The following is an 18683-nucleotide window of genomic DNA, read 5'->3' on the forward strand; positions in this document are numbered from 1 at the left end:
CATTTCCCCCATGAACACCCTGCCGCCCCCCCGCTTCACCATCACCGAGGAAGAGATCGAGCGTGTCGTCGCGCGCTTTTATGCCCGCGTGCGCGCCCACCCGGAGCTTGCGCCGATCTTTGCCGCCCATGTCACCGACTGGGCGCATCACGAGGCGAAGATCGCGCGGTTCTGGAAGGGCTCGATCCTGCATCAAAAAGGCTACGAGGGCAGCCCGATGATCGCGCATCGCCGCGCGGGCGATGTCGAGGGGGGGCATTTCCCGCTCTGGCTCGCCACCTTCGATGCCGTGCTGCGCGAGACACTTGCGCCCGAGGCCGCCGCGGCATGGTCGGCGCTGGCGCACCGGATCGGCAAGGGGCTCAGGATGGGCGTCGAGGATGTCGGACGCCCCCCCGATGCCGTGCCGAACCTGCGCTAGTCGTCCTTCGCTTTCGAGAACACGCCCGAGAGCGCGCGCCCGGTGAGGCTGCGTACTTTCGGGCGCGGCAAGGCCGAAAACGGCATCGGTCGGCAGACCTCCATCGCGGCAATGCCGACGCGCGCGGTGAGCGCACCGTTGACGATCCCCTCGCCAAAGCGGCGCGAGAGCTTGGCCGCGACATGGCCGCCCGCGACCGTGTCGATCAGATCGTCCCCCGCGGCGACCGCCCCCGTTGCCACCAGATGCGTCATCACCGTGCGCGCAAGCCGCAGCGCCCCCAGCGCCCCGGCCCGGCCCCCATAAATTTCCGCCACGCGGCGGATCATGCGGATATTGGCGATGAGCGCGGTTGCCACATCGGCGAGCGCAAGCGGCACGATCGCCGTGATCGTGCCCACGGTGCGCGCCGCTGCCTCCACCTCAAGCCGCGCCGCCGCATCGAGCGGTGCCATCAGCTCGGTCTCGGTCAAAAGCAAAAGCGTATGCGTATCGAGCTGCTCGGGCGCGCGCTCCTTCAGGCGCGAGAGCGACCATTCCATGTCGGGCCGCCCGGCATAGAGCTTTTGCAGCTTGCTCACCACGGCGCGTGCCGCCTTGAGCTGATCCTGCGTGGCCGCCTCGGTTACCTCCTGCTGGATCTTGTCGAGCCGGTCGAGCCGCGCGAAGGTCGAGACCTCGCGCAACGTCACAAGCAGGCTTGCAAGCACGAAGAAGCCCAGAAGCAGGCTCGCCACCCAGCCGAGGATCGGGTTCGCGGCAAAGAGCCCGTCAACGAAGCGCCAAAGCGCAATGGTGACGAGAAAGCCCACGAGCGCCGAAGTTGCCTGCCAGAAAAAGCGGGTGAGTTTTGAGCGGGGTCTTGCGGCAAGGCGCGTGGCGATCTGCATCGCCCGCCCCTGCGGAACCTCGGAGGGCGGGGGCACGTCGACGACGGGGGGCACATCTGCAGGCGATACCGGCGGGGCGTCGAGGTCGAGAACGATCGGTTTTCTCATAGCTTGTCCCCGAGCAGGAAATCGGCCGCGCGGTCGAGCCGGATATGCGGCGGCCCCTCACCGGGGCGCAGCACCACGGGCGCGGGGGCAAAATTCATCAGCCCGAAATCGGCATCAAGCCAGCTCTCGGCACCTTCGCGGGCCGGGGCGAGCAATTGCGCCGGGTCTTCGGGCAGATCGCCCGGGTAAAGCGCCACCGAGCGGCCATTTTCCAGCCGCCCGCGCACCGCGGGAAGCTCCTCGCCCTCATGCGGGATCATGTCTTCCGAGGTGGTGCGCAGGCTCGCAAGCGACATCGCCATGGTCTGCGCGCCGGCGAAATCGGCCCGGTCCTTCGCCTCGCGCAACAGCGCCTCGGTGATCGCGGTGAGCCGCGCGTGCTGGGCGTGGTGCAAATGGTCCGCCTTGGTCGCGGCAAAGAGGATCTTTTCGACCTTTTTCACCCCCATCAGCGTGAGCAAAAGCCCCGGCACCCCCGGGCGGAAGGCGGAGAGGATGCCCGCCATGGATTGGCGCAGATCTTCAAGCGCGGCCGGCCCGGCGTGGATCGCGCCGAGCACATCGACCAGCACCACTTGCCGGTCGATGCGGGAGAAATGGTCTTGAAAGAAAGGCTTGATCACCTCGCGCTTGTAAGCGTCGAACCGGCGCGCCATCTCGCGGCCGAGCGAATGGCGCGGGTAGCGGCCGGGCGGCACCGGGGCAAAGGTGAGCGCGGGCGAGCCCGCCATCTCGCCCGGAAGCAGGAAACGGCCGGGCGAGCAATCCGAGAATCCTGCCTCGCGGGAGGCATGCAGATGCTTTGTGAATGCCTCTGCGAGGGCTTTCGCGCGCGGCTCCTCCAGGTCGGCGTAGAGGTCCACCTCGTCAAGCGCGGCGAGAAAGTCATCCGCCCCGGGTCGTCCCGGCAACCGATCGAGCACGCCGGTCGACCATTCGTCAAAGCTTTGCTCGATCAGGCCCAGATCGAGCAACCATTCGCCGGGATAGTCCACAATATCGAGATGCACGGTGCGCAGGCCCCGCAAGCCCCCGAGAAGCCCGCCCGAAGCAACGCGGAAGCTCAGGCGCAGTTCAGAGACCGCGCGCGTGCCCTCGGGCCAATGGGGCTCGGGGCCGGTCAGATCGGAGAGATGATCCTCGTAATCAAACCTCGGCACCGTGTCGTCGGGCTGCGGTTTGAGGTAAGCGGCGCGAATGCGCTCGGCACCGGTCAGCGCCGGCATCCGCCCCCGGTCGAGCAGGTTCGCCACCAGCGAGGTGATGAAAACGGTCTTGCCGGCCCGCGAGAGGCCGGTGACGCCGAGCCGGATAACCGGCTCGAACAGGGCTTCGGAAACCGAGGAGCCGAGCCCCTCGATACTGCGGCCGATGTCATCGGCAATCTCGGTGATACCCACTGCGCTGCCTTTCCTGTTTTGTAACAAGATAGGCGCGGGACACGCCGATTCACAGGGGCGAAAGCAGCGCAGGGGGCGCGGCCCCGGCCAAGACCATTGCACGGGAGACGCGGCCGCGGTATCGCCCCGCCATGCCCAGATATGCGTTCAGGATCGAATATGACGGGGCCCCTTTCGCCGGCTGGCAGAGGCAGGCCGATCAGCCCTCGGTGCAAGGCGCCGTGGAGGCGGCCCTTGCCCGGCTCGAACCGGGGCCCCATACCATCGCCGCGGCCGGGCGCACCGATGCCGGGGTGCATGCGACGGGACAGGTCGCCCATGCAGATCTGACGAAAGACTGGGATCCGTTCCGGCTTTCCGAGGCGCTCAACCACCATCTGCGCCCGGCCCCGGTGGCGATCACCGCCTGTGCGCGGGTGGGGGAGGATTTCCACGCCCGGTTCTCGGCCATCGAGCGGCGCTATCTGTTCCGTCTTGTGGCGCGGCGTGCGCCGGTGGTGTTCGAGCGCGGTCAGGTCTGGCAAGTGCAGAACGCGCTCGATGCGGGCGCGATGCGGGAGGCGGCGGCGCATCTGGTGGGACATCACGATTTCACCACTTTCCGCGCCACGATGTGCCAGGCGAAATCGCCGGTAAAGACGCTTGACGAGATCACGCTCGAGGAAATCGCCCTGCCCCAGGGACACGAATACCGTTTTGCGCTGCGCGCGCGCAGCTTTCTGCACAATCAGGTGCGCTCGATCGTCGGCACGCTGGAGCGGGTGGGGGCTGGCGCCTGGGCGCCCGAAGATGTTGCCGCGGCCCTTGCCGCGCAAGACCGCGCCGCCTGTGGCCCCGTGGCCCCGCCACAGGGGCTTTACCTGACCGGCGTGGGCTATCCCGCCAATCCGTTCGGGTGATCACTCGGCGGGAACGTCCCGGTCCCGATTGCGCCGTGCCCGCACGACCTGGCATTGCAGCGCGTCCTCGGGCAGGCTCTTGGGCGCATATTCCGGCACGGCCCAGGCCACAGCGGCTATCGCATCGGCATCCGAGCCGCGCTCGATCGCATCGCGCAGATCGCGCAGCGCCGCAGCGGTTTCCAGCTCGGAGAGATGATCCTCGCGCACCGAAATGATCTTCGGATGCGCGGTGGTGGTGGCGCCACGGCGCACCATCAGTTCTTCATGCAGCTTCTCTCCGGGGCGCAACCCGGTGGTGACGATCTCGATATCGCCGTCGGGGTTCTGCGCATCGCGCACGGTATAGCCCGCCGTCGAGATCAATTTGCGCGCCAGATCGCCGATCCGCACCGGCTTGCCCATGTCCAGCACGAAGACCTCGCCGCCCTCGGCAAACGAACCCGCCAGCAGCACCAGTTTGGAGGCTTCCTGGATCGTCATGAAATAGCGCGTCACGCGTTCGTCGGTCAGCGTCACCGGGCCACCACGGGCGATCTGTTCCTGAAACAGCGGCACCACCGAGCCCGAGGAGCCGAGCACATTGCCAAAGCGCACGATCGAGAACACAGTTTTGCCCGGCCGCGCCGCCAGATCCTGCACCAGAAGCTCGGCAAAGCGCTTTGAGGCGCCCATCAGATTGCCCGGCCGCACCGCCTTGTCGGACGAGACGAGCACGAAACGGCGGACGCCGCCGTCGCGGGCCGCCCGCGCCAGAACCGCCGTGCCGAGTGTGTTGTTGGCCAACCCGGTGCGCGGGTTGATCTCGACAAGCGGAACATGCTTGTAGGCGGCGGCATGCAGCACGATCTCGATCTCGTGCTCGGCGAGAACGCGGCGCACCTGCACCGCATCGGCTACAGATCCGAGCACCGGGACGATCTCGACCCCCACCGCCTCGGCCAGCACCCGCAATTCGGCATCGGCATTGTAGAGCGCAAGTTCGGAGAGTTCGAACAACACGAGCTTGCGGGGGCGACAGGCCACCACCTGACGGCACAGCTCCAGCCCGATCGAGCCGCCCGCGCCGGAAATCATCACCTTGGCATCGCAATAGGCGTTGTTGCCGGCCGGAAGGTTCTGGCACAGCGGATCGCGGCTCAGGAGCGTGGCCGGGCCGATCGGGGTGAGCATCTTGCGCAGCTCCGCCCCGCCATGCCACTGCGTGAAAGCAGGCAGGCTCTGCACCTGCAACCCGAGCTTTTCGAGCCGTTTCGAGAGGAACGTCTGCTTGTCGATGGAAAGCGAGGGCATCGCCAGGATCACCCGGTCAACCTTGTAGCGCTCGATCACCTTGCCGGCCTGCACCCCGGGATAGACCGGAAGTCCGTCAAGCGTCATCCCGCGCAGCGCGGCATTGTCGTCCAGAAAGGCGCAGACCACGAAATCGTCGCTCTTGCGCAGCTCTTGCGCAAGCGCCATGCCGGTGCGCCCGGCCCCATAAATCGCCACACGTTTGAAGTTGCGGGAATGCCGGTAAATTTCGGTGAGCACCCAGATCAGCGAGAGCCGGCTCAGGAAGACGCCGATGAAACAGAGCAGGCCAAAGACGACATGCACGCCACCGGGCAAGCTCAGCCCGGTGAGCCGCGCCTGAACAAAGGATCCGGCGGCCAGCACGACGGCAAGCAAGACCGAGAGCGCGATGGCCGTGCCCTCGTAATCGCGCAGCCGACGCCGAGAAAGCCCGAGCGTCAGCGACAGCGCCCCCGCCATCACGAGCAGCGCCGGAAGCTGCGCCAGCGCCCCTCCCAGACCGCCCGGAAGGACCGGTCCGTCGATTGTCAGAAGCATCAGCGCAAGCAAATAGGACGCTGCGACAAGCAGAAGATCCATCGTCAGCAGAATGACTGCCTTCTGGCGCCTGTTCAGCGATATGATGGACTTGACGAACACTTAGCGCCCGTCCTCCTGTTCAAATTTATGCCCGACAATACCCCGCGAACGACTCGGGTCAACCATTTGCAGTCGCAGAAAATCACAACTAGCGATTTAATGCCACAGTCTGCATCCGAACTGCCCGCCACGCCTCGTCCTCAGGCAATGTTTCGCCCATCTGCGCTTCGGACCGGGCCTCAGCCCCGGCGTGCGGGACGCCGGCGACCGCCCAGCATCCGCGCGATCGTCCGCCCGATCAGACGCAGATCGAAACAGACCGACGCATGGCGCGCATAAATCCCGTCGAGTCGGGCCTTGGCGGGGATGCAGCGGGCGCAATAGATCCGGTCAGTCTCCGCCGCCGAGCGGCATCGGGCGAGCAGCCATTCCTCGTGGCGGTGGTAATGGATCGAGGCGAGCCCGGTCACGCCGGGGCGGTTTTGCAGCACCCGCGCGTAAATCTCGGGGAAGCGCTCGACATAGAGCCGGAGCGGCGGGCGCGGCCCGACAAAACTGATATCCCCTTTCAGAATATTCCAGATTTGCGGCAGTTCATCGAGCCGGTAGCGTCGCAGCACCCTTCCCGCCGGGGTAATCCGGGCCGCCTTGTCGCCGCCAGAGACCCCGGCGTCGGTGGCCACCACCGTCATGGTGCGGAACTTCCAGAGCCGGAATGCCTCGGTCGGCGTTTTCATCCGCTCGGCGGCATAAAACCAGGGCCGCGGCTGGGTCAGCATCAGCACCCCCAGAACGGTCCCCGCCATCACCCCGATCGGCAGCAGCAGCAGCACCGCAAAGACGATGTCGAACAGACGTTTCGAAAAGCTCATGCCGTCCTGCCTTCTCCGGCCCCAACCGTGTTTTGCGATGCCTCTGCGGGCACAGTCTCAAGCGCCCGCAAATCCGCGACAATGCGCCGCGCGGTTGCTTCCTCCTCGGGCACGAGGCCAAGCAGGCATGCGCGGCGCAGCTCAAACTCGACCCGCGGGATCAGCCCCGCAGGTGCCGGAAGCGGCGCCCAGCTCTGGCCGTCCGCCTCAAGCAGCGCCTCCATCCCCACTGCGCCGGGCAGGGCGAGATTGATCACGCCAGGCAAATCTGCCCCGGCCGCCGCGAGCCGCACGAGCCGCGCCAGCGCGCGCACCAGCGCTTGCGGCCCGATATAGCTGCGCCGCGGCGCGCGCCCGTCTTCAAAGACATGGAGCGGGCGCACGCCTGCGACGCGACGGCCCAGAAGCGCATCCGCCCCCGCCACATTGCCGATGCGCAGCACTACGACGCCGGGCGCACCCGCGACCGCCGCCTCCATCGCGGCTTTGGCGCGGCCGTAATCGGCCACTGGCGCGGGCGGCTCCTCCTCGCGGCAAAGCCCTGAGGGATGCCCGTAAACCGCCGCCGACGAGGCCAGAAAAAGCGGCCGCCCCGCCGCCGCCCGCAGCGCGGCCCGCGCCAGATCGGTGGTCACCGCAAGCTGCGCCGCATCGCCCGTAACCGGCGCGGCCAGCATCAGCACCGCATCCGCCGCCGCAGCAGCAGCGGCAAAGGCCGCGGGCTCCGCCAGCGGATCGAAAACGAGATCGGGGCCGCCGAGCCCCGCGAAGGCTTCCGCGTCCCGCGCCTGCCAGAGCGGCCGCACGCCCGCCCCTGCAAGCGGCCAGGCCCGGCGCAGCAGCCGACCGAGCCGCCCCGAACCACCCACCACCAAAAGCGCAGGCGCCACGGCAGAGCTGATCTGAAGATCCTTACGCATCGGAGGCCTTTCATCGGTCGTGATCGGTCCGGCCAGCGATAGCATCTCGAACGGGCGGCACCAACCCGTCGAGACGCCTCTCGCCGCCCCGCAAGCCATTCCCCGGGCCTCGAACCGATACAATCCGCGCTCTGGACCTTTGCGCCGCGCGGTGCTTAGCATCCGGCCACGAAAAGGAGACGCAAGATGGCATTCGGCACGAATATCCGCACATGGTTCGAGGGCGCATGGCACGAGGGCGACATTGCGGTTATGCGCGCCGCCGACCACGGGCTTTGGCAGGGCTCTTCGGTGTTCGACGGGGCGCGGCTCTTTGAGGGACTGATCCCCGATCTCGATCTGCATTGCGCGCGGGTGAACCGCTCCGCCGAAGCGCTGATGATCACGCCGACGATTTCCGCCAAAGACATGGTCGAGATCGCCCGCGAGGGGCTACGCAAATATGCGCCCGGCGCGGCAGTTTACGTGCGCCCGATGTATTGGGCGATTGACGGCTCCGAGCTCGGCATCTCGCCGCTCGCCAATTCCACCCGCTTCGCGCTTTGCCTCGAAGAGGTGGCGATGCCCGCTGCCGACAAGGCAACCACGCTGACGACGACCCAGTTCCGCCGCCCGGTGCTGGCCGACAACGTCTGCAACGCCAAGGCGGGCTGCCTTTATCCGAACAACGCGCGGATGCTGGTAGAGGCCAAGCGCAAAGGCTTTGGCAATGCGCTCGTCTGCGACGCGATGGGCAATGTCGCCGAGACGGCCTCGGCCAATTTGTTCATCGTGAAGGATGGCGTGGCGATGACGCCCATCGCCAACGGAACCTTCCTTTCCGGCATCACACGGGCGCGCCACATTGCCAACATGCGCGCCGCGGGCATGGAGGTGCGCGAATGCGTGCTCAGCGTCGAGGATGTGCGGCAGGCCGACGAGGTGTTCCTCTCGGGCAACTTCGCCAAGGTCACGCCAGTAAGCGCCTTTGACGATGTCACCTATGGCGATCATCCGGTGACGGACCGGATCCGCAGCCTTTACTGGGACTTCGCCGCGGGCCAAAGACTCTGAACGCAAGCGGTCCGGGCCGGGGAGGGCCCGGACCGCAGTTGCCAAAACGCATCGGGAGGGTGATCATGGCGGCAATGCCGGAGGTGCGGATGCGCAAGTTTCTCGTCGTGCTCGACCAGACCCGTGAATGCCTCAATGCGATGCGCTATGCCGCGATGCGGGCCGCGCATACGCATGGGGGGGTGACGATCCTGTCGGTGATTTCGCCCGAGGAGTTCCAGCACTGGATCGGAGTGGCCGATATCATGCGTGCCGAAGCCCGCGAGGCGATCGAGGCGCATTTCGAGGTTTTCGCCAAATGGATGCGTGACAAGCAGGGGGTGAACCCCGAACTCGTGATCCGCGAGGGCGACCCGGTGACGGAGATCCTCGCGCTCGTGCATGAAGACCCGGAGATCGGGGTGCTCGTGCTCGGCGCGGGCACCGAAAAGGCCGGGCCCGGCCCGCTCGTCACCCAGATGAGCCGCAATTCGGGCAACTTGCCGATCCCGGTCACCATCGTGCCGGGCGACATGTCGAAGGAACGGCTCGAAGCGATCACCTGAGATGCCGATGCCCTGGACCTATCGGCACGCCCAGAAGGAGTTTCAGGCCTTCCTTCTCGACGCGCGCGAGCGGATGGGACTTGTGTCCGACAACATGGCCTTCACTGCGGTCGAGGGTGTGTTGCGCGCTTTTCGCGCCTGCCTGACGCCGCCCGAGGCGCTCGCTTTCGCCGATTGCCTGCCGGTGGTGCTGCGCGGCCTGTTTCTGGCGCATTGGGATCTTGCCGCGGCGCCCCTGCCCTTCGGCACCCGCGCAGAAATGACGCAGCGCGCGCAGGCACTTCGTCCGCATCACAACCTCACGCCCGATAACGCCATCGAGGCCACGGCTTTCGCGCTCTGGCGCTATGTCGATCACGCAGCCTTTGCGCGGGTTCTTGCCGCGCTTGGCCCGGAAGCAACGGCGTTCTGGAAACCCGAGGTGGCAGACCCCGCCGAGATTGCCCCGCGCATCTTCTGAGCCGCGTGCGGCGCAAACTTGATTATTTTTCTTGGCGCGCGCATATAGACCGCAAGCCAAGGAGGCATCGATGTTCATCCAGACCGAGACCACCCCGAACCCCGCCACGCTGAAATTCCTGCCCGGGCTCGATGTGCTGGGCGAAGGCAGCGCCGATTTCACTACCGAAGAGGCCGCACAGGTCTCGCCGCTCGCGGGCCGGATCTTCCGCGTTGCAGGCGTGAAAGCGGTGTTTCTGGGCGCCGATTTCGTCACCGTGACGAAGGACGAGGCGACCGACTGGTCGCACGCCCGCCCCGCGATCCTCGGCGCGATCATGGAGCATTACCAGTCCGGCCAGCCGGTCTTGATGGGCGCGGCGGCAGGTGGCCACACCGAAGGCGGCGCCGATGATGGCGAGGACGGCGCGATCATCTCCCAAATCAAGGAGCTGCTCGACACCCGCGTGCGTCCGGCGGTGGCGCGCGATGGTGGCGACATCACCTTCCACGGCTTTGAAAAGGGCGTGGTCTATCTGCACATGCAGGGCGCCTGCGCGGGCTGCCCCTCCTCCACCTACACGCTGAAGATGGGGATCGAGAACCTCTTGCGCCACTACATCCCCGAGGTGAGCGAGGTGCGCGCCGTTGCCGGCTGAGCCCGTCATTCTGGCCTTCGACACATCGGCCGCGCATTGCGCGGCCGCTTTGATTGCGGGCGAGCGGGTGCTGGCCGAACGGGTCGAAGAGATGGCAAAGGGGCAGGCCGAACGGCTGATGCCGCTTCTGGAAGACCTGCTCGCAGGCGCCGGGTTCGGCTGGCATGATCTTGCCGCGATTGGCGTGGGCATTGGTCCCGGCAATTTCACCGGTGTGCGGATTGCCGTCTCCGCCGCGCGCGGGCTCGCCCTGTCGCTCGGCATTCCGGCGATTGGCGTCTCGAGTTTCGAGGCGCGCGCCGAAGGCGCCTCCCGCCCCGTGACCGTGCTTCTCGATGCGCGCCGTGGCGAGGCCTATGCCCAGATGTTTTCCGAAACCGGTGCCGAGACACCGCGCCTTGCGCCGTTGGAAAGCCTTTTGGCGGAGCTGGCGGGCAACCCAATGATGGCCCCGGAAGCGACGGCCACCTATCCGCTCGCCGTGGCGATCGCACACGTCGCGAGGAGACGCCTTGGCACGGAACAACCGCGCCCGGCGCCGCTCTATCTGCGCGGCGCCGATGCCGCGCCGCCCTCCGACGCGCCGCCAAAGCTGCTCGACTGATGGCACCCGAAGCCCTCGCCGTCTTGCACAGCGCCTGTTTCACCACGCCGCGCCCTTGGTCGGCGGCAGAATTTTCCGAGCTTCTGGCTTCTGCCCCCTGTTTCCTGCTCAGCGAACCAGAAGCATTCCTGCTTGGTCGGGTGATCGCCGACGAGGCGGAGCTGCTCACGCTCGCGGTTGCGCCCGGGGCGCGCCGACAGGGCAAGGCTGCGCGGCTCGTGACGGGCTTTGCCGCAGAGGCCCGTGCCCGCGGCGCCAGCGCAGCCTTTCTGGAAGTGGCCGCTTCCAATGCCCCCGCCCGCGCGCTTTACGCCGCCGCAGGCTGGACGGAAGCGGGCCGCCGCAAGCGCTATTACCACGCGCCGGACGGCACGACGGAAGATGCGCTGGTGCTGGTGCTGACGCTTTGAGCAATGCCGCCCTCCCGCATGGCGGGCCCCAAAATCCCGCTTGACCCTCTCCCGGTTTCGCGGCCCTAATTCAATCGGTTTGCGGGCCGCGCCCGCCAAGAGCGTTCCGCCCCGGAACGCACAACACTGACCGGGAGAGATCCATGACGATGATGAAACAGCTTCTGGGCGCAGCCGCCTCTTTGGCGCTTTGCGCGGGCGCAGCCGCGGCCGACCCCGCGCTGATCTTCGACCTCGGCGGCAAGTTCGACAAATCCTTCAACGAAGCGGCCTTCAATGGCGCCGAGAAATGGGTCGCGGAAACCGGCGGCAGCTACAAGCAGCTCGAGATGCAGTCCGAAGCTCAGCGCGAGCAAGCGCTGCGCCGCTTTGCCGAATCGGGCGCGAACCCGATCGTGATGACCGGCTTTGCCTTTGGCGATGTGCTCAACACCGTGGCGCCGGATTACCCGGATACCAAATTCGTCATCATCGACATGGTGGTCGATCAGCCCAACGTCCGCTCGGTCGTGTTCCAGGAGGAACAAGGCTCCTATCTCGTCGGCATGCTCGCCGCGATGGCCTCGAAAACCGGCACCGTCGGCTTTGTCGGCGGCATGGATATTCCGCTCATCCGCAAGTTCGAATGCGGCTATGCGCAGGGCGTGAAGGCCGTGAACCCCGAGGCGAAAGTGGTGATGAACATGACCGGCACCACGCCCGCCGCGTGGAACGACCCGGTGAAAGGCTCCGAACTCACCAAGGCGCAAATCGCGCAGGGCGCCGATGTGGTCTATGCGGCGGCGGGCTCGACCGGGCTTGGCATCCTGCAAACCGTCGCCGACGAGGGCATTCTCGGCATCGGCGTCGACAGCAACCAGAACTACATGCACCCGGGCCATATGCTGACCTCGATGGTCAAGCGCGTCGATCTGTCGGTCTATGAGGCGTTCAAGGATGGCCCGGCGCTTGAGACCGGCCTCGTTGTCTCGGGGCTCAAGGATGAGGGCGTGGGCTATGCGCTCGACGAATATAACGCCGATCTGATCACCCCGGAGATGAAAGCCGCGGTCGATGCCGCCGCCGAAAAGATCAAGGCGGGCGAGATCGCGGTGCACGACTACATGACGGACAACACCTGCCCGGTGGAATGATGACTTTGGGCAAGGACACGGGGCGGCAGGCAACTGCCGCCCCTTCAAATATGCAGGCCGGGGTTCCGGCCATCGAATTGCGCGGCATTTCCAAGGCCTTCGGGCCGGTGCAGGCGAACAAGGACATCTCGATCCGGGTGATGCCCGGCACGATCCATGGCATCATCGGCGAGAATGGCGCGGGCAAATCGACACTGATGTCGATCCTTTACGGCTTTTACCGCGCCGATGCGGGCGAGATCTTCATCAACGGCCGCCCCACCACCATCACCGACAGTCAGGCCGCGATCCGCGCGGGCATCGGCATGGTGTTCCAGCATTTCAAGCTGGTGCAGAATTTCACCGTGCTCGAGAATGTCATTCTCGGCGCCGAAGAGGGCGCGCTTTTGCGCCCCTCGCTTGCCAAGGCACGCAAGACGCTCGCCCATCTCGCCGAGGAATACGAGCTTGAGGTGGATCCCGAGGCGGTGATCGAGGCGCTCTCGGTCGGCCATCAGCAACGGGTCGAGATCTTGAAGGCGCTTTACCGGCAGGCCGATATCCTCATTCTCGACGAGCCGACCGGCGTGCTCACCCCCGACGAGGCGGACCACCTGTTCCGCATCCTGCGCGGACTGAAGGCGCAGGGCAAAACGATCATCCTGATCACCCACAAGCTGCGCGAGATCATGGAGATCACCGACAGGGTGAGCGTCATGCGACGCGGGGAAATGGTGGCCACGGTCACCACCTCCGAAACCTCGCCCGAGGCATTGGCGGAGCTGATGGTGGGGCGCAAGGTGCTGCTGCATGTGCCCAAGGCGACCGCGCAACCCGGCGCAACGGTGCTGGACGTCGAGAACCTGCGGGTGACCGATGGCGCGGGCGTTGCACGCCTCAAGGGCGTCAGCCTTAAAATCCGCGCGGGCGAGATCCTCGGCATTGCCGGTGTGGCTGGCAACGGGCAGTCCGAGCTTCTCGAAGTGCTGGGCGGCTTTGCGCCCGGCAAGATCGAGGGGCGCGTCAGCCTCTCGGGGCAAGATCTGGTGCTTTCGGGCCCCGGCGCCACCGGCGAGACCCGGCGCGCCGCGGGCATCGCCCATGTGCCCGAAGACCGCCATCACCTTGGCCTCATCCTCGATTTTGCGGCTTGGGAGAACATCGCCTTCGGCTATCACGGCGCGCCCGACTATCAGGCGAACGCGCTTTTCATGGATAATGACGCGATCATCCGCGACACCGAGGGCAAGATGGCGCGCTTCGACGTGCGCCCGCCAAACCCGCAGCTGCCCGCCAAAAGCTTCTCGGGCGGCAACCAGCAAAAAATCGTGCTCGCCCGCGAGATCGAGCGCAACCCGGTGCTTTTGCTCGTAGGCCAGCCGACCCGCGGCGTTGATATCGGCGCGATCGAATTCATCCACCGCCGCATCGTCGAGTTGCGGGATGCGGGCGCGGCGATCCTCCTCGTCTCTGTCGAGCTGGAGGAGATCCTGTCCCTTTCCGACCGGATCGCGGTGATGTTCGACGGGCAGATCATGGGCGAGCGCCTGCCCGATCAGACCAATGAGCGCGAACTGGGCCTTCTGATGGCCGGGGTCGCGACCGAAGCAGGGGCCGCGTGATGGCAAAACTCCCAACCTGGGCCGATCTCGTTCTGGTGCCGCTCATCTCGCTTCTGCTGGCCGCGGTGATCTCGGCGCTCGTGATCCTTGCCATCGGCGGCGATCCGGTCGAGGCGGTGACGGTGATGGTCGATGGTGCGCTCGGCTCGCCTTACGGCTGGGGCTATACGCTCTATTACACCACCTCGTTCATCTTCACCGGGCTTGCGGTAACGGTCGCCTATCACGCCGGGCAGTTCAACATCGGCGGCGAGGGGCAGGCGCAACTGGGCGGGCTGGGCGTGGCGCTGGTCTGCCTTGCCCTGCCCTGGCCGCACTGGTCGATTGCGCTTTTGGCGGCAAGCGTGGGGGCCGCGCTTTTCGGTGCCGCCTGGGCCGCGATTCCGGCCTGGCTGCAGGCGAAACGCGGCTCGCATATCGTCATCACCACGATCATGTTCAACTATATCGGTGCGGCGCTCATTGTTTACATGCTGGTTGAGGTGCTGCGCCCGATCGGGCAAATGGACCCGGCCTCGGCGCGCTTCCCCGTTGGCGCAAAGCTCCCGAACTTTGGCGAGATTCCGGGGCTTTCGCTCATTTTCTCGAACAAGGTGCCCGCGAATGTGAGCTTTTTCGTGGCCATTGCCGCCTGCTTTGCGGTCTGGGCGCTTTTGTGGCGCACAAGGCTCGGCTACGAGATCCGCGCCTTCGGCAAATCCGAAAGTGCCGCGGTTTATGCCGGGATCTCCCCCACCAAGGTGATCATGCTGTCGATGCTGATCTCGGGCGGGCTGGCGGGGCTGATGGCGATCAACAACGTGATGGGGGAAAGTGAGCGGCTGGTGCAGAATGCATCTGAAGGCGCGGGCTTCATCGGCATCGCCGTCGCACTGATGGGGCGCAACCATCCGTTTGGCGTGTTTCTGGCCGCGCTTCTCTTTGGCTTTCTCTATCAGGGCGGGGCGGAAATGGGGCTCTGGACCACCATTCCCATTGAGCTGCGGCTTTTGGTGCAGGGGCTCGTGATCCTCTTCACCGGCGCGCTCGACACGATGGTGCGGATGATGCTCACCCCCTTCTTCCGCACAGCCCGGGGGGCCGCGTGATGGATTATGCAACGCTGATCGAAGTTCTGGGCTCCACCCTGCGGCTCGGCACGCCCCTGCTGCTGGCCTGCCTCGCCGGTCTCTTTTCCGAACGCGCGGGCATTTTCGACATCGGGCTTGAGGGCAAGATGCTGATGGCGGCGATGGCCTCGGGGGCGGTTGCCGCCACCACCGGCTCGGCCTGGATCGGGCTTGGCGCGGGCATCTTTGCCTCGCTCCTTTTTGCTGGCGTGCACGGGCTCGCCTCGATCACCTTCCGCGGCAATCAGCTCATTTCCGGCGTGGCGCTCAATTTCGTCGCCTCCGGCGCGACCGTGCTGATCGCGCAGACGCTCTTTGGCCAAGGCGGGCGCACCCCGCCGCTTTCGGGCGCGGCGCGGTTTTCTCCGATCCAGCTCCCCGGCGTGGAGACGCTGGCAGCCGTGCCGGGCTTTGGCCCGTTTTATGCCAAGGTGCTCTCGGGCCATTCTATCCTCGTTTACATCGCCCTTCTGTGCGTGCCGCTGACATGGTGGCTCCTCTACCGCACCCGCTTCGGGCTCAGGCTGCGTGCGGTGGGCGAGAACCCGGAATCGGTCGATACCGCCGGGGTCTCGGTGATCCGGCTGCGCTATACCGCCGTGGTGCTGACGGGCGTGCTCTGCGGCATCGCCGGGGCCTATATGGCCACGTCGTTGCAGGCAGGCTTTGGCCGGGAGATGACGGCGGGGCGCGGCTATATTGCGCTGGCCGCCCTCATCTTTGCCAAATGGCGGCCCTGGCAAGCGCTTTGGGCCACGATGCTCTTTGGCTTCCTGCAGGCGATTGCGCTCCGCCCCGATGTGATCGAGGGCACGCTGCACATGAAGATCCCGGTGCCTGCGCTTGACGCGCTGCCCTACATTCTCACCGTGATCGTGCTGGCGGGCTTTGTCGGCCGCGCAATCCCCCCCCGTGCCGGAGGCCAACCCTATGTCAAAGAGCGCTGACCTCGCCGCCCTCATCCGCGCCCGCGCCGGAGCAGAGCCACCGCGCTTCGGGCTCATTCTGGGCTCCGGGCTCGGCCATCTGGCCGACGACATCGAGGGCGTGGAGATCCCCTACTCCGAGCTTCCGGGCTTTCCGAAGGCGGGGGTGTCGGGCCACAACCCGAAGCTCGTGATCGGCATGCTTGAGGGCGTGCGCGTCGCCGTTTTCGGGGGGCGGGTGCATTACTACGAACACGGCGATCCGGCCGCGATGCGCCTGCCGCTTGAAGTGCTGCGCGATCTGGGTTGCGAGACCCTCTTGCTCACCAATGCGGCCGGAAGCCTGCGCCCCGATATTGGTCCGGGCGATGTGATGCTGCTCTCCGATCACATCGCTTTTGCCGGCACCAATCCCCTGATTGGCGAACCGACAGACGCGCGCTTCGTGCCGATGACGCAAGCCCACGACCCGGGGCTGCGCGCCGCGCTGAAGGCGGCTGCGGCGGCCGAGGGGATCGCCCTTCCCGAAGGGATCTATTGCTGGTTCTCCGGCCCCTCCTTCGAGACCCCCGCCGAGATCCGCGCCGCCAGGGGGCTCGGCGCCGATGCGGTGGGCATGTCGACCGTGCCCGAGGTGATCCTCGCGCGGTTCCTTGGCCTGCGCGTCGCCGCCGTTTCGGTCATCACCAACATGGGCGCGGGGATGGCCGACGAGGAGATCAGCCACGCGCAGACCAAGGCGATGGCGCCGCTCGGTGCACAGAAATTCGAACGGATCTTGCGACGGATGCTCAAAACCGCTTAACCCCGCGGAAAGCGGGTCTTGCTACCCTCTCCCTTGCGCGTCATGCTGCAGGAGCAAAGCCGAAGCGTCGCCATGCAGATCTATCTTCCCATCGCCGAAATCTCGGTGAACATCTTTTTGCTGCTGGGCCTTGGCGGGCTCGTGGGCCTTTTGTCGGGCCTTTTCGGGGTGGGCGGCGGCTTCCTGATCACGCCGCTTCTCTTTTTCATCGGCATTCCGCCGGCCGTCGCCGTGGCCACTGGCGCCAATCAGGTGGTGGCCTCCTCGGTGACCGGCGTGCTTGCGCAGTTCAAGCGCAAGGCGGTTGATGTGCCGATGGGGCTTGTGCTGCAGGCGGGCGGTCTCGTCGGTTCGGGGCTCGGGATCATGCTCTTCAACTATCTGACCCGGCTCGGCCAGCTCGATCTCGCCGTGCAGCTTGCTTATGTCGTGTTCCTCGGCTCGATCGGGCTTTTGATGCTGCAGGAATCGGTGCGCGCGCTCCGCCGCAGCCATCGCACCGACCTGCCGCGCCCCAAGGCACGCAATCACGGGCTGATCCACAAGCTGCCGTTCAAGGTAAAATTCCGCACCTCGGGGCTCTACATCTCGGTGATCCCGCCGCTGCTCGTCGGCATGGCGGTCGGGGTGCTCGCCGCCATCATGGGGGTGGGCGGCGGTTTCATCATGGTGCCGGCGATGATCTACCTGCTCGACATGCCGACCAAGGTGGTGATCGGCACATCGCTCTTCCAGATCCTGATCGTTTCCGCCTTCACCACGATGCTCCATGCGATCACCAACCAGTCGGTCGATGTGATGCTGGCGCTTTTGCTCATCCTCGGCGGTGTGGTCGGCGCGCAGGTCGGCTCGCAACTTGGCGCGCGGCTGAAGGCGGAACAGCTGCGCATCCTGCTCGCGCTCCTTGTGCTCGCCGTCGGCGTGAAGCTCGGGCTCGACCTGCTGTTGCCGCCTGGCGAGCTTTACAGCCTTTCGACAGGGCGAACGAGATGACCCGCGTACTCGCTGCCCTGATCGCCATCCTTGTCCTTGCGCTGCCCGCACAGGCGGAAAAGGTGGTGGCAGGTCTCAGCGCCGAAGATATCGGCATCACGGCCTCCTTCGACGGCTCCACCGTTCTGATCTACGGCGCGGTGAAGCGCGACGCACCCGAGCCCGAGGGGCGGCTCGGCGTGATCGTCACGCTTGAAGGACCGCTTCAGCGCGTCACTGTGCGGCGCAAGTCCCGCGCTTTCGGGATTTGGGTCAATACCGGCAAGACCGTGGTACCCGAGGCGCCGAGCTATTACGCCGTTGCCGCTTCGGCCCCGCTCGAAAAGATCCTGCCACCAGCGCTCGATGCGCTGGAGCGGATCTCGCTGCCGCTCGCGATGCAGAGCTTCGCCGGGCCGCTTGGCGAAAACGACACCCGCCCCTATGCCGAGGCGCTGATGCGGATCCGCTCCGAGCAGGGCGCCTACCAGCTCAAGATGAGCCGGGTCAAACTGGTGCAGGACACGCTTTTCCGGGCCGATTTCGACCTGCCCGCAAATCTGATCGAGGGCGATTACAAGGCGCGGATCTTCCTTTTGCGTGCGGGCACGTTGATCGACCGCGCCGAGAGCCGGATCCGGGTGCGCCGGGTCGGCCTTGAGCGGCTCGTCTACACGCTCTCGCGCGAACAGCCCGCGCTTTACGGCGCGCTCTCGCTCGCGCTCGCGGTCTTTGCGGGCTGGGCCGCCTCGGCGCTGTTCCGGCTGATCCGGCGTTAAAACCCCCCGCTCAGAACGCCTTGAAAGTCATCGTCGTCAGGGTGCGGCTGATCCCCTCGATGTCGAAGAGATTCTGGTTCAGCCAATGCCCGACATCTTCCTCTTCGGGCACATAGACCTTCGCCATCAGGTCGAAATCGCCCGAGGTGGAATAGAGCTCGCTCACCACTTCGCGGTCATAGATGGCATCGGCCACGGCATAGGTCTTGCCGGGCTGGCAACGGAACTGAACGAAAACGCAACGCATCGGGCCTCTCCTTGGTT

Annotated in this window: 21 protein-coding genes; 15 read left to right on the forward strand and 6 right to left on the reverse strand. The window is 66.0% G+C overall.

What is annotated here, in order from left to right:
* The first annotated feature begins 10 nt into the window (after positions 1 to 10).
* Complete coding sequence (locus CRO22_RS02055; RefSeq protein WP_097068438.1) at positions 11 to 421, forward strand: group III truncated hemoglobin; 411 nt, start codon at positions 11 to 13, stop codon at positions 419 to 421.
* Here the strand turns inward: CRO22_RS02055 and CRO22_RS02060 are convergent.
* The gene (locus tag CRO22_RS02060) at positions 418 to 1419 is read right to left on the reverse strand and encodes a YcjF family protein (protein ID WP_097068439.1); all 1002 of its coding nucleotides are present in this window, start codon (positions 1417 to 1419) and stop codon (positions 418 to 420) included. The genes CRO22_RS02055 and CRO22_RS02060 overlap by 4 nt on opposite strands.
* Positions 1416 to 2819 (reverse strand): YcjX family GTP-binding protein, encoded by a 1404-nt coding sequence (locus CRO22_RS02065; protein ID WP_097068440.1) that lies wholly within the window; start codon positions 2817 to 2819, stop codon positions 1416 to 1418. Before CRO22_RS02065 ends, CRO22_RS02060 begins: the two co-directional genes overlap by 4 nt.
* 131 nt (positions 2820 to 2950) lie before the next feature.
* Here CRO22_RS02065 and truA point away from each other — a divergent pair, with 131 nt between their 5' ends.
* On the forward strand, positions 2951 to 3718 hold the full coding sequence (gene truA / locus CRO22_RS02070) for a tRNA pseudouridine(38-40) synthase TruA (protein ID WP_097068441.1): 768 nt from the start codon (positions 2951 to 2953) through the stop codon (positions 3716 to 3718).
* On the opposite strand, the gene CRO22_RS02075 is transcribed toward truA, so the two are convergent.
* The 3 genes from CRO22_RS02075 to CRO22_RS02085 form a co-directional block, all read right to left on the reverse strand.
* Positions 3719 to 5593 carry a polysaccharide biosynthesis protein gene (locus tag CRO22_RS02075; protein WP_141399403.1) on the reverse strand — a complete coding sequence of 625 codons (1875 nt, stop codon included), beginning with the start codon at positions 5591 to 5593 and terminating at the stop codon, positions 3719 to 3721.
* A gap of 239 nt (positions 5594 to 5832) precedes the next feature.
* Entirely contained in the window at positions 5833 to 6465 is a 633-nt protein-coding gene (locus CRO22_RS02080; protein WP_097068443.1) for a sugar transferase, read from the reverse strand.
* A complete protein-coding gene (locus CRO22_RS02085; protein WP_245860851.1) occupies positions 6462 to 7385 on the reverse strand; it encodes an NAD-dependent epimerase/dehydratase family protein in 924 nt (307 codons plus the stop codon). Before CRO22_RS02085 ends, CRO22_RS02080 begins: the two co-directional genes overlap by 4 nt.
* A gap of 186 nt (positions 7386 to 7571) precedes the next feature.
* Between CRO22_RS02085 and CRO22_RS02090 the strand changes: the two genes are divergently transcribed.
* The 13 genes from CRO22_RS02090 (at position 7572) to CRO22_RS02150 (ending at position 18419) form a co-directional block, all read left to right on the forward strand.
* On the forward strand, positions 7572 to 8438 hold the full coding sequence (locus CRO22_RS02090) for a branched-chain amino acid aminotransferase (protein ID WP_097068444.1): 867 nt from the start codon (positions 7572 to 7574) through the stop codon (positions 8436 to 8438).
* 89 nt (positions 8439 to 8527) lie between these two features.
* Entirely contained in the window at positions 8528 to 8983 is a 456-nt protein-coding gene (locus CRO22_RS02095; protein ID WP_097068852.1) for a universal stress protein, read from the forward strand.
* A 7-nt stretch (positions 8984 to 8990) separates the two neighbouring features.
* Entirely contained in the window at positions 8991 to 9443 is a 453-nt protein-coding gene (locus CRO22_RS02100; protein ID WP_245860852.1) for a DUF2267 domain-containing protein, read from the forward strand.
* A 70-nt stretch (positions 9444 to 9513) separates the two neighbouring features.
* Positions 9514 to 10080: a NifU family protein gene (locus CRO22_RS02105; protein WP_097068446.1), complete on the forward strand. Its 567-nt coding sequence runs from the start codon at positions 9514 to 9516 to the stop codon at positions 10078 to 10080.
* Positions 10070 to 10684, forward strand: a complete 615-nt coding sequence (gene tsaB, locus CRO22_RS02110; protein WP_097068447.1) for a tRNA (adenosine(37)-N6)-threonylcarbamoyltransferase complex dimerization subunit type 1 TsaB — start codon at positions 10070 to 10072, stop codon at positions 10682 to 10684. Before CRO22_RS02105 ends, tsaB begins: the two co-directional genes overlap by 11 nt.
* Positions 10684 to 11094 carry a GNAT family N-acetyltransferase gene (locus CRO22_RS02115; protein WP_097068448.1) on the forward strand — a complete coding sequence of 137 codons (411 nt, stop codon included), beginning with the start codon at positions 10684 to 10686 and terminating at the stop codon, positions 11092 to 11094. Before tsaB ends, CRO22_RS02115 begins: the two co-directional genes overlap by 1 nt.
* Positions 11095 to 11237: 143 nt before the next feature.
* Positions 11238 to 12227: a BMP family lipoprotein gene (locus tag CRO22_RS02120; RefSeq protein ID WP_097068449.1), complete on the forward strand. Its 990-nt coding sequence runs from the start codon at positions 11238 to 11240 to the stop codon at positions 12225 to 12227.
* Entirely contained in the window at positions 12227 to 13828 is a 1602-nt protein-coding gene (locus tag CRO22_RS02125; RefSeq protein ID WP_176518519.1) for an ABC transporter ATP-binding protein, read from the forward strand. Before CRO22_RS02120 ends, CRO22_RS02125 begins: the two co-directional genes overlap by 1 nt.
* Positions 13828 to 14916, forward strand: a complete 1089-nt coding sequence (locus tag CRO22_RS02130) for an ABC transporter permease (RefSeq protein WP_097068451.1) — start codon at positions 13828 to 13830, stop codon at positions 14914 to 14916. Before CRO22_RS02125 ends, CRO22_RS02130 begins: the two co-directional genes overlap by 1 nt.
* A complete protein-coding gene (locus CRO22_RS02135; RefSeq protein WP_097068452.1) occupies positions 14916 to 15884 on the forward strand; it encodes an ABC transporter permease in 969 nt (322 codons plus the stop codon). The genes CRO22_RS02130 and CRO22_RS02135 overlap by 1 nt, the downstream gene beginning before the upstream one ends.
* A complete protein-coding gene (locus tag CRO22_RS02140) occupies positions 15868 to 16668 on the forward strand; it encodes a purine-nucleoside phosphorylase (RefSeq protein ID WP_097068453.1) in 801 nt (266 codons plus the stop codon). The genes CRO22_RS02135 and CRO22_RS02140 overlap by 17 nt, the downstream gene beginning before the upstream one ends.
* 72 nt (positions 16669 to 16740) lie before the next feature.
* The gene (locus tag CRO22_RS02145; RefSeq protein ID WP_097068454.1) at positions 16741 to 17661 is read left to right on the forward strand and encodes a sulfite exporter TauE/SafE family protein; all 921 of its coding nucleotides are present in this window, start codon (positions 16741 to 16743) and stop codon (positions 17659 to 17661) included.
* Positions 17658 to 18419, forward strand: a complete 762-nt coding sequence (locus CRO22_RS02150; protein ID WP_097068455.1) for a TIGR02186 family protein — start codon at positions 17658 to 17660, stop codon at positions 18417 to 18419. The genes CRO22_RS02145 and CRO22_RS02150 overlap by 4 nt, the downstream gene beginning before the upstream one ends.
* 10 nt (positions 18420 to 18429) lie before the next feature.
* On the opposite strand, the gene CRO22_RS02155 is transcribed toward CRO22_RS02150, so the two are convergent.
* Positions 18430 to 18666 (reverse strand): Lrp/AsnC ligand binding domain-containing protein, encoded by a 237-nt coding sequence (locus tag CRO22_RS02155; RefSeq protein ID WP_097068456.1) that lies wholly within the window; start codon positions 18664 to 18666, stop codon positions 18430 to 18432.
* Positions 18667 to 18683 lie beyond the last annotated feature (17 nt).

It is taken from the genome of Rhodobacter maris (assembly GCF_900217815.1).
In the GTDB taxonomy this organism is placed as follows: domain Bacteria; phylum Pseudomonadota; class Alphaproteobacteria; order Rhodobacterales; family Rhodobacteraceae; genus Rhodobacter; species Rhodobacter maris.

What these genes read in the sequence shown, in the direction of transcription:
- CRO22_RS02060 (WP_097068439.1), bottom strand. Translation starts at nt 1,419, where the DNA reads ATGAGAAAACCGATCGTTCTCGACCTCGACGCCCCGCCGGTATCGCCT.
- CRO22_RS02135 (WP_097068452.1), top strand. Translation starts at nt 14,916, where the DNA reads ATGGATTATGCAACGCTGATCGAAGTTCTGGGCTCCACCCTGCGGCTC.
- CRO22_RS02155 (WP_097068456.1), bottom strand. Translation starts at nt 18,666, where the DNA reads ATGCGTTGCGTTTTCGTTCAGTTCCGTTGCCAGCCCGGCAAGACCTAT.
- CRO22_RS02115 (WP_097068448.1), top strand. Translation starts at nt 10,684, where the DNA reads ATGGCACCCGAAGCCCTCGCCGTCTTGCACAGCGCCTGTTTCACCACG.
- CRO22_RS02055 (WP_097068438.1), top strand. Translation starts at nt 11, where the DNA reads ATGAACACCCTGCCGCCCCCCCGCTTCACCATCACCGAGGAAGAGATC.
- CRO22_RS02100 (WP_245860852.1), top strand. Translation starts at nt 8,991, where the DNA reads ATGCCCTGGACCTATCGGCACGCCCAGAAGGAGTTTCAGGCCTTCCTT.
- CRO22_RS02095 (WP_097068852.1), top strand. Translation starts at nt 8,528, where the DNA reads ATGCGCAAGTTTCTCGTCGTGCTCGACCAGACCCGTGAATGCCTCAAT.
- CRO22_RS02080 (WP_097068443.1), bottom strand. Translation starts at nt 6,465, where the DNA reads ATGAGCTTTTCGAAACGTCTGTTCGACATCGTCTTTGCGGTGCTGCTG.
- CRO22_RS02085 (WP_245860851.1), bottom strand. Translation starts at nt 7,385, where the DNA reads ATGCGTAAGGATCTTCAGATCAGCTCTGCCGTGGCGCCTGCGCTTTTG.
- CRO22_RS02075 (WP_141399403.1), bottom strand. Translation starts at nt 5,593, where the DNA reads ATGGATCTTCTGCTTGTCGCAGCGTCCTATTTGCTTGCGCTGATGCTT.
- CRO22_RS02120 (WP_097068449.1), top strand. Translation starts at nt 11,238, where the DNA reads ATGACGATGATGAAACAGCTTCTGGGCGCAGCCGCCTCTTTGGCGCTT.
- CRO22_RS02150 (WP_097068455.1), top strand. Translation starts at nt 17,658, where the DNA reads ATGACCCGCGTACTCGCTGCCCTGATCGCCATCCTTGTCCTTGCGCTG.
- CRO22_RS02090 (WP_097068444.1), top strand. Translation starts at nt 7,572, where the DNA reads ATGGCATTCGGCACGAATATCCGCACATGGTTCGAGGGCGCATGGCAC.
- CRO22_RS02140 (WP_097068453.1), top strand. Translation starts at nt 15,868, where the DNA reads ATGTCAAAGAGCGCTGACCTCGCCGCCCTCATCCGCGCCCGCGCCGGA.
- CRO22_RS02130 (WP_097068451.1), top strand. Translation starts at nt 13,828, where the DNA reads ATGGCAAAACTCCCAACCTGGGCCGATCTCGTTCTGGTGCCGCTCATC.
- CRO22_RS02105 (WP_097068446.1), top strand. Translation starts at nt 9,514, where the DNA reads ATGTTCATCCAGACCGAGACCACCCCGAACCCCGCCACGCTGAAATTC.
- CRO22_RS02145 (WP_097068454.1), top strand. Translation starts at nt 16,741, where the DNA reads ATGCAGATCTATCTTCCCATCGCCGAAATCTCGGTGAACATCTTTTTG.
- truA (WP_097068441.1), top strand. Translation starts at nt 2,951, where the DNA reads ATGCCCAGATATGCGTTCAGGATCGAATATGACGGGGCCCCTTTCGCC.
- CRO22_RS02125 (WP_176518519.1), top strand. Translation starts at nt 12,227, where the DNA reads ATGACTTTGGGCAAGGACACGGGGCGGCAGGCAACTGCCGCCCCTTCA.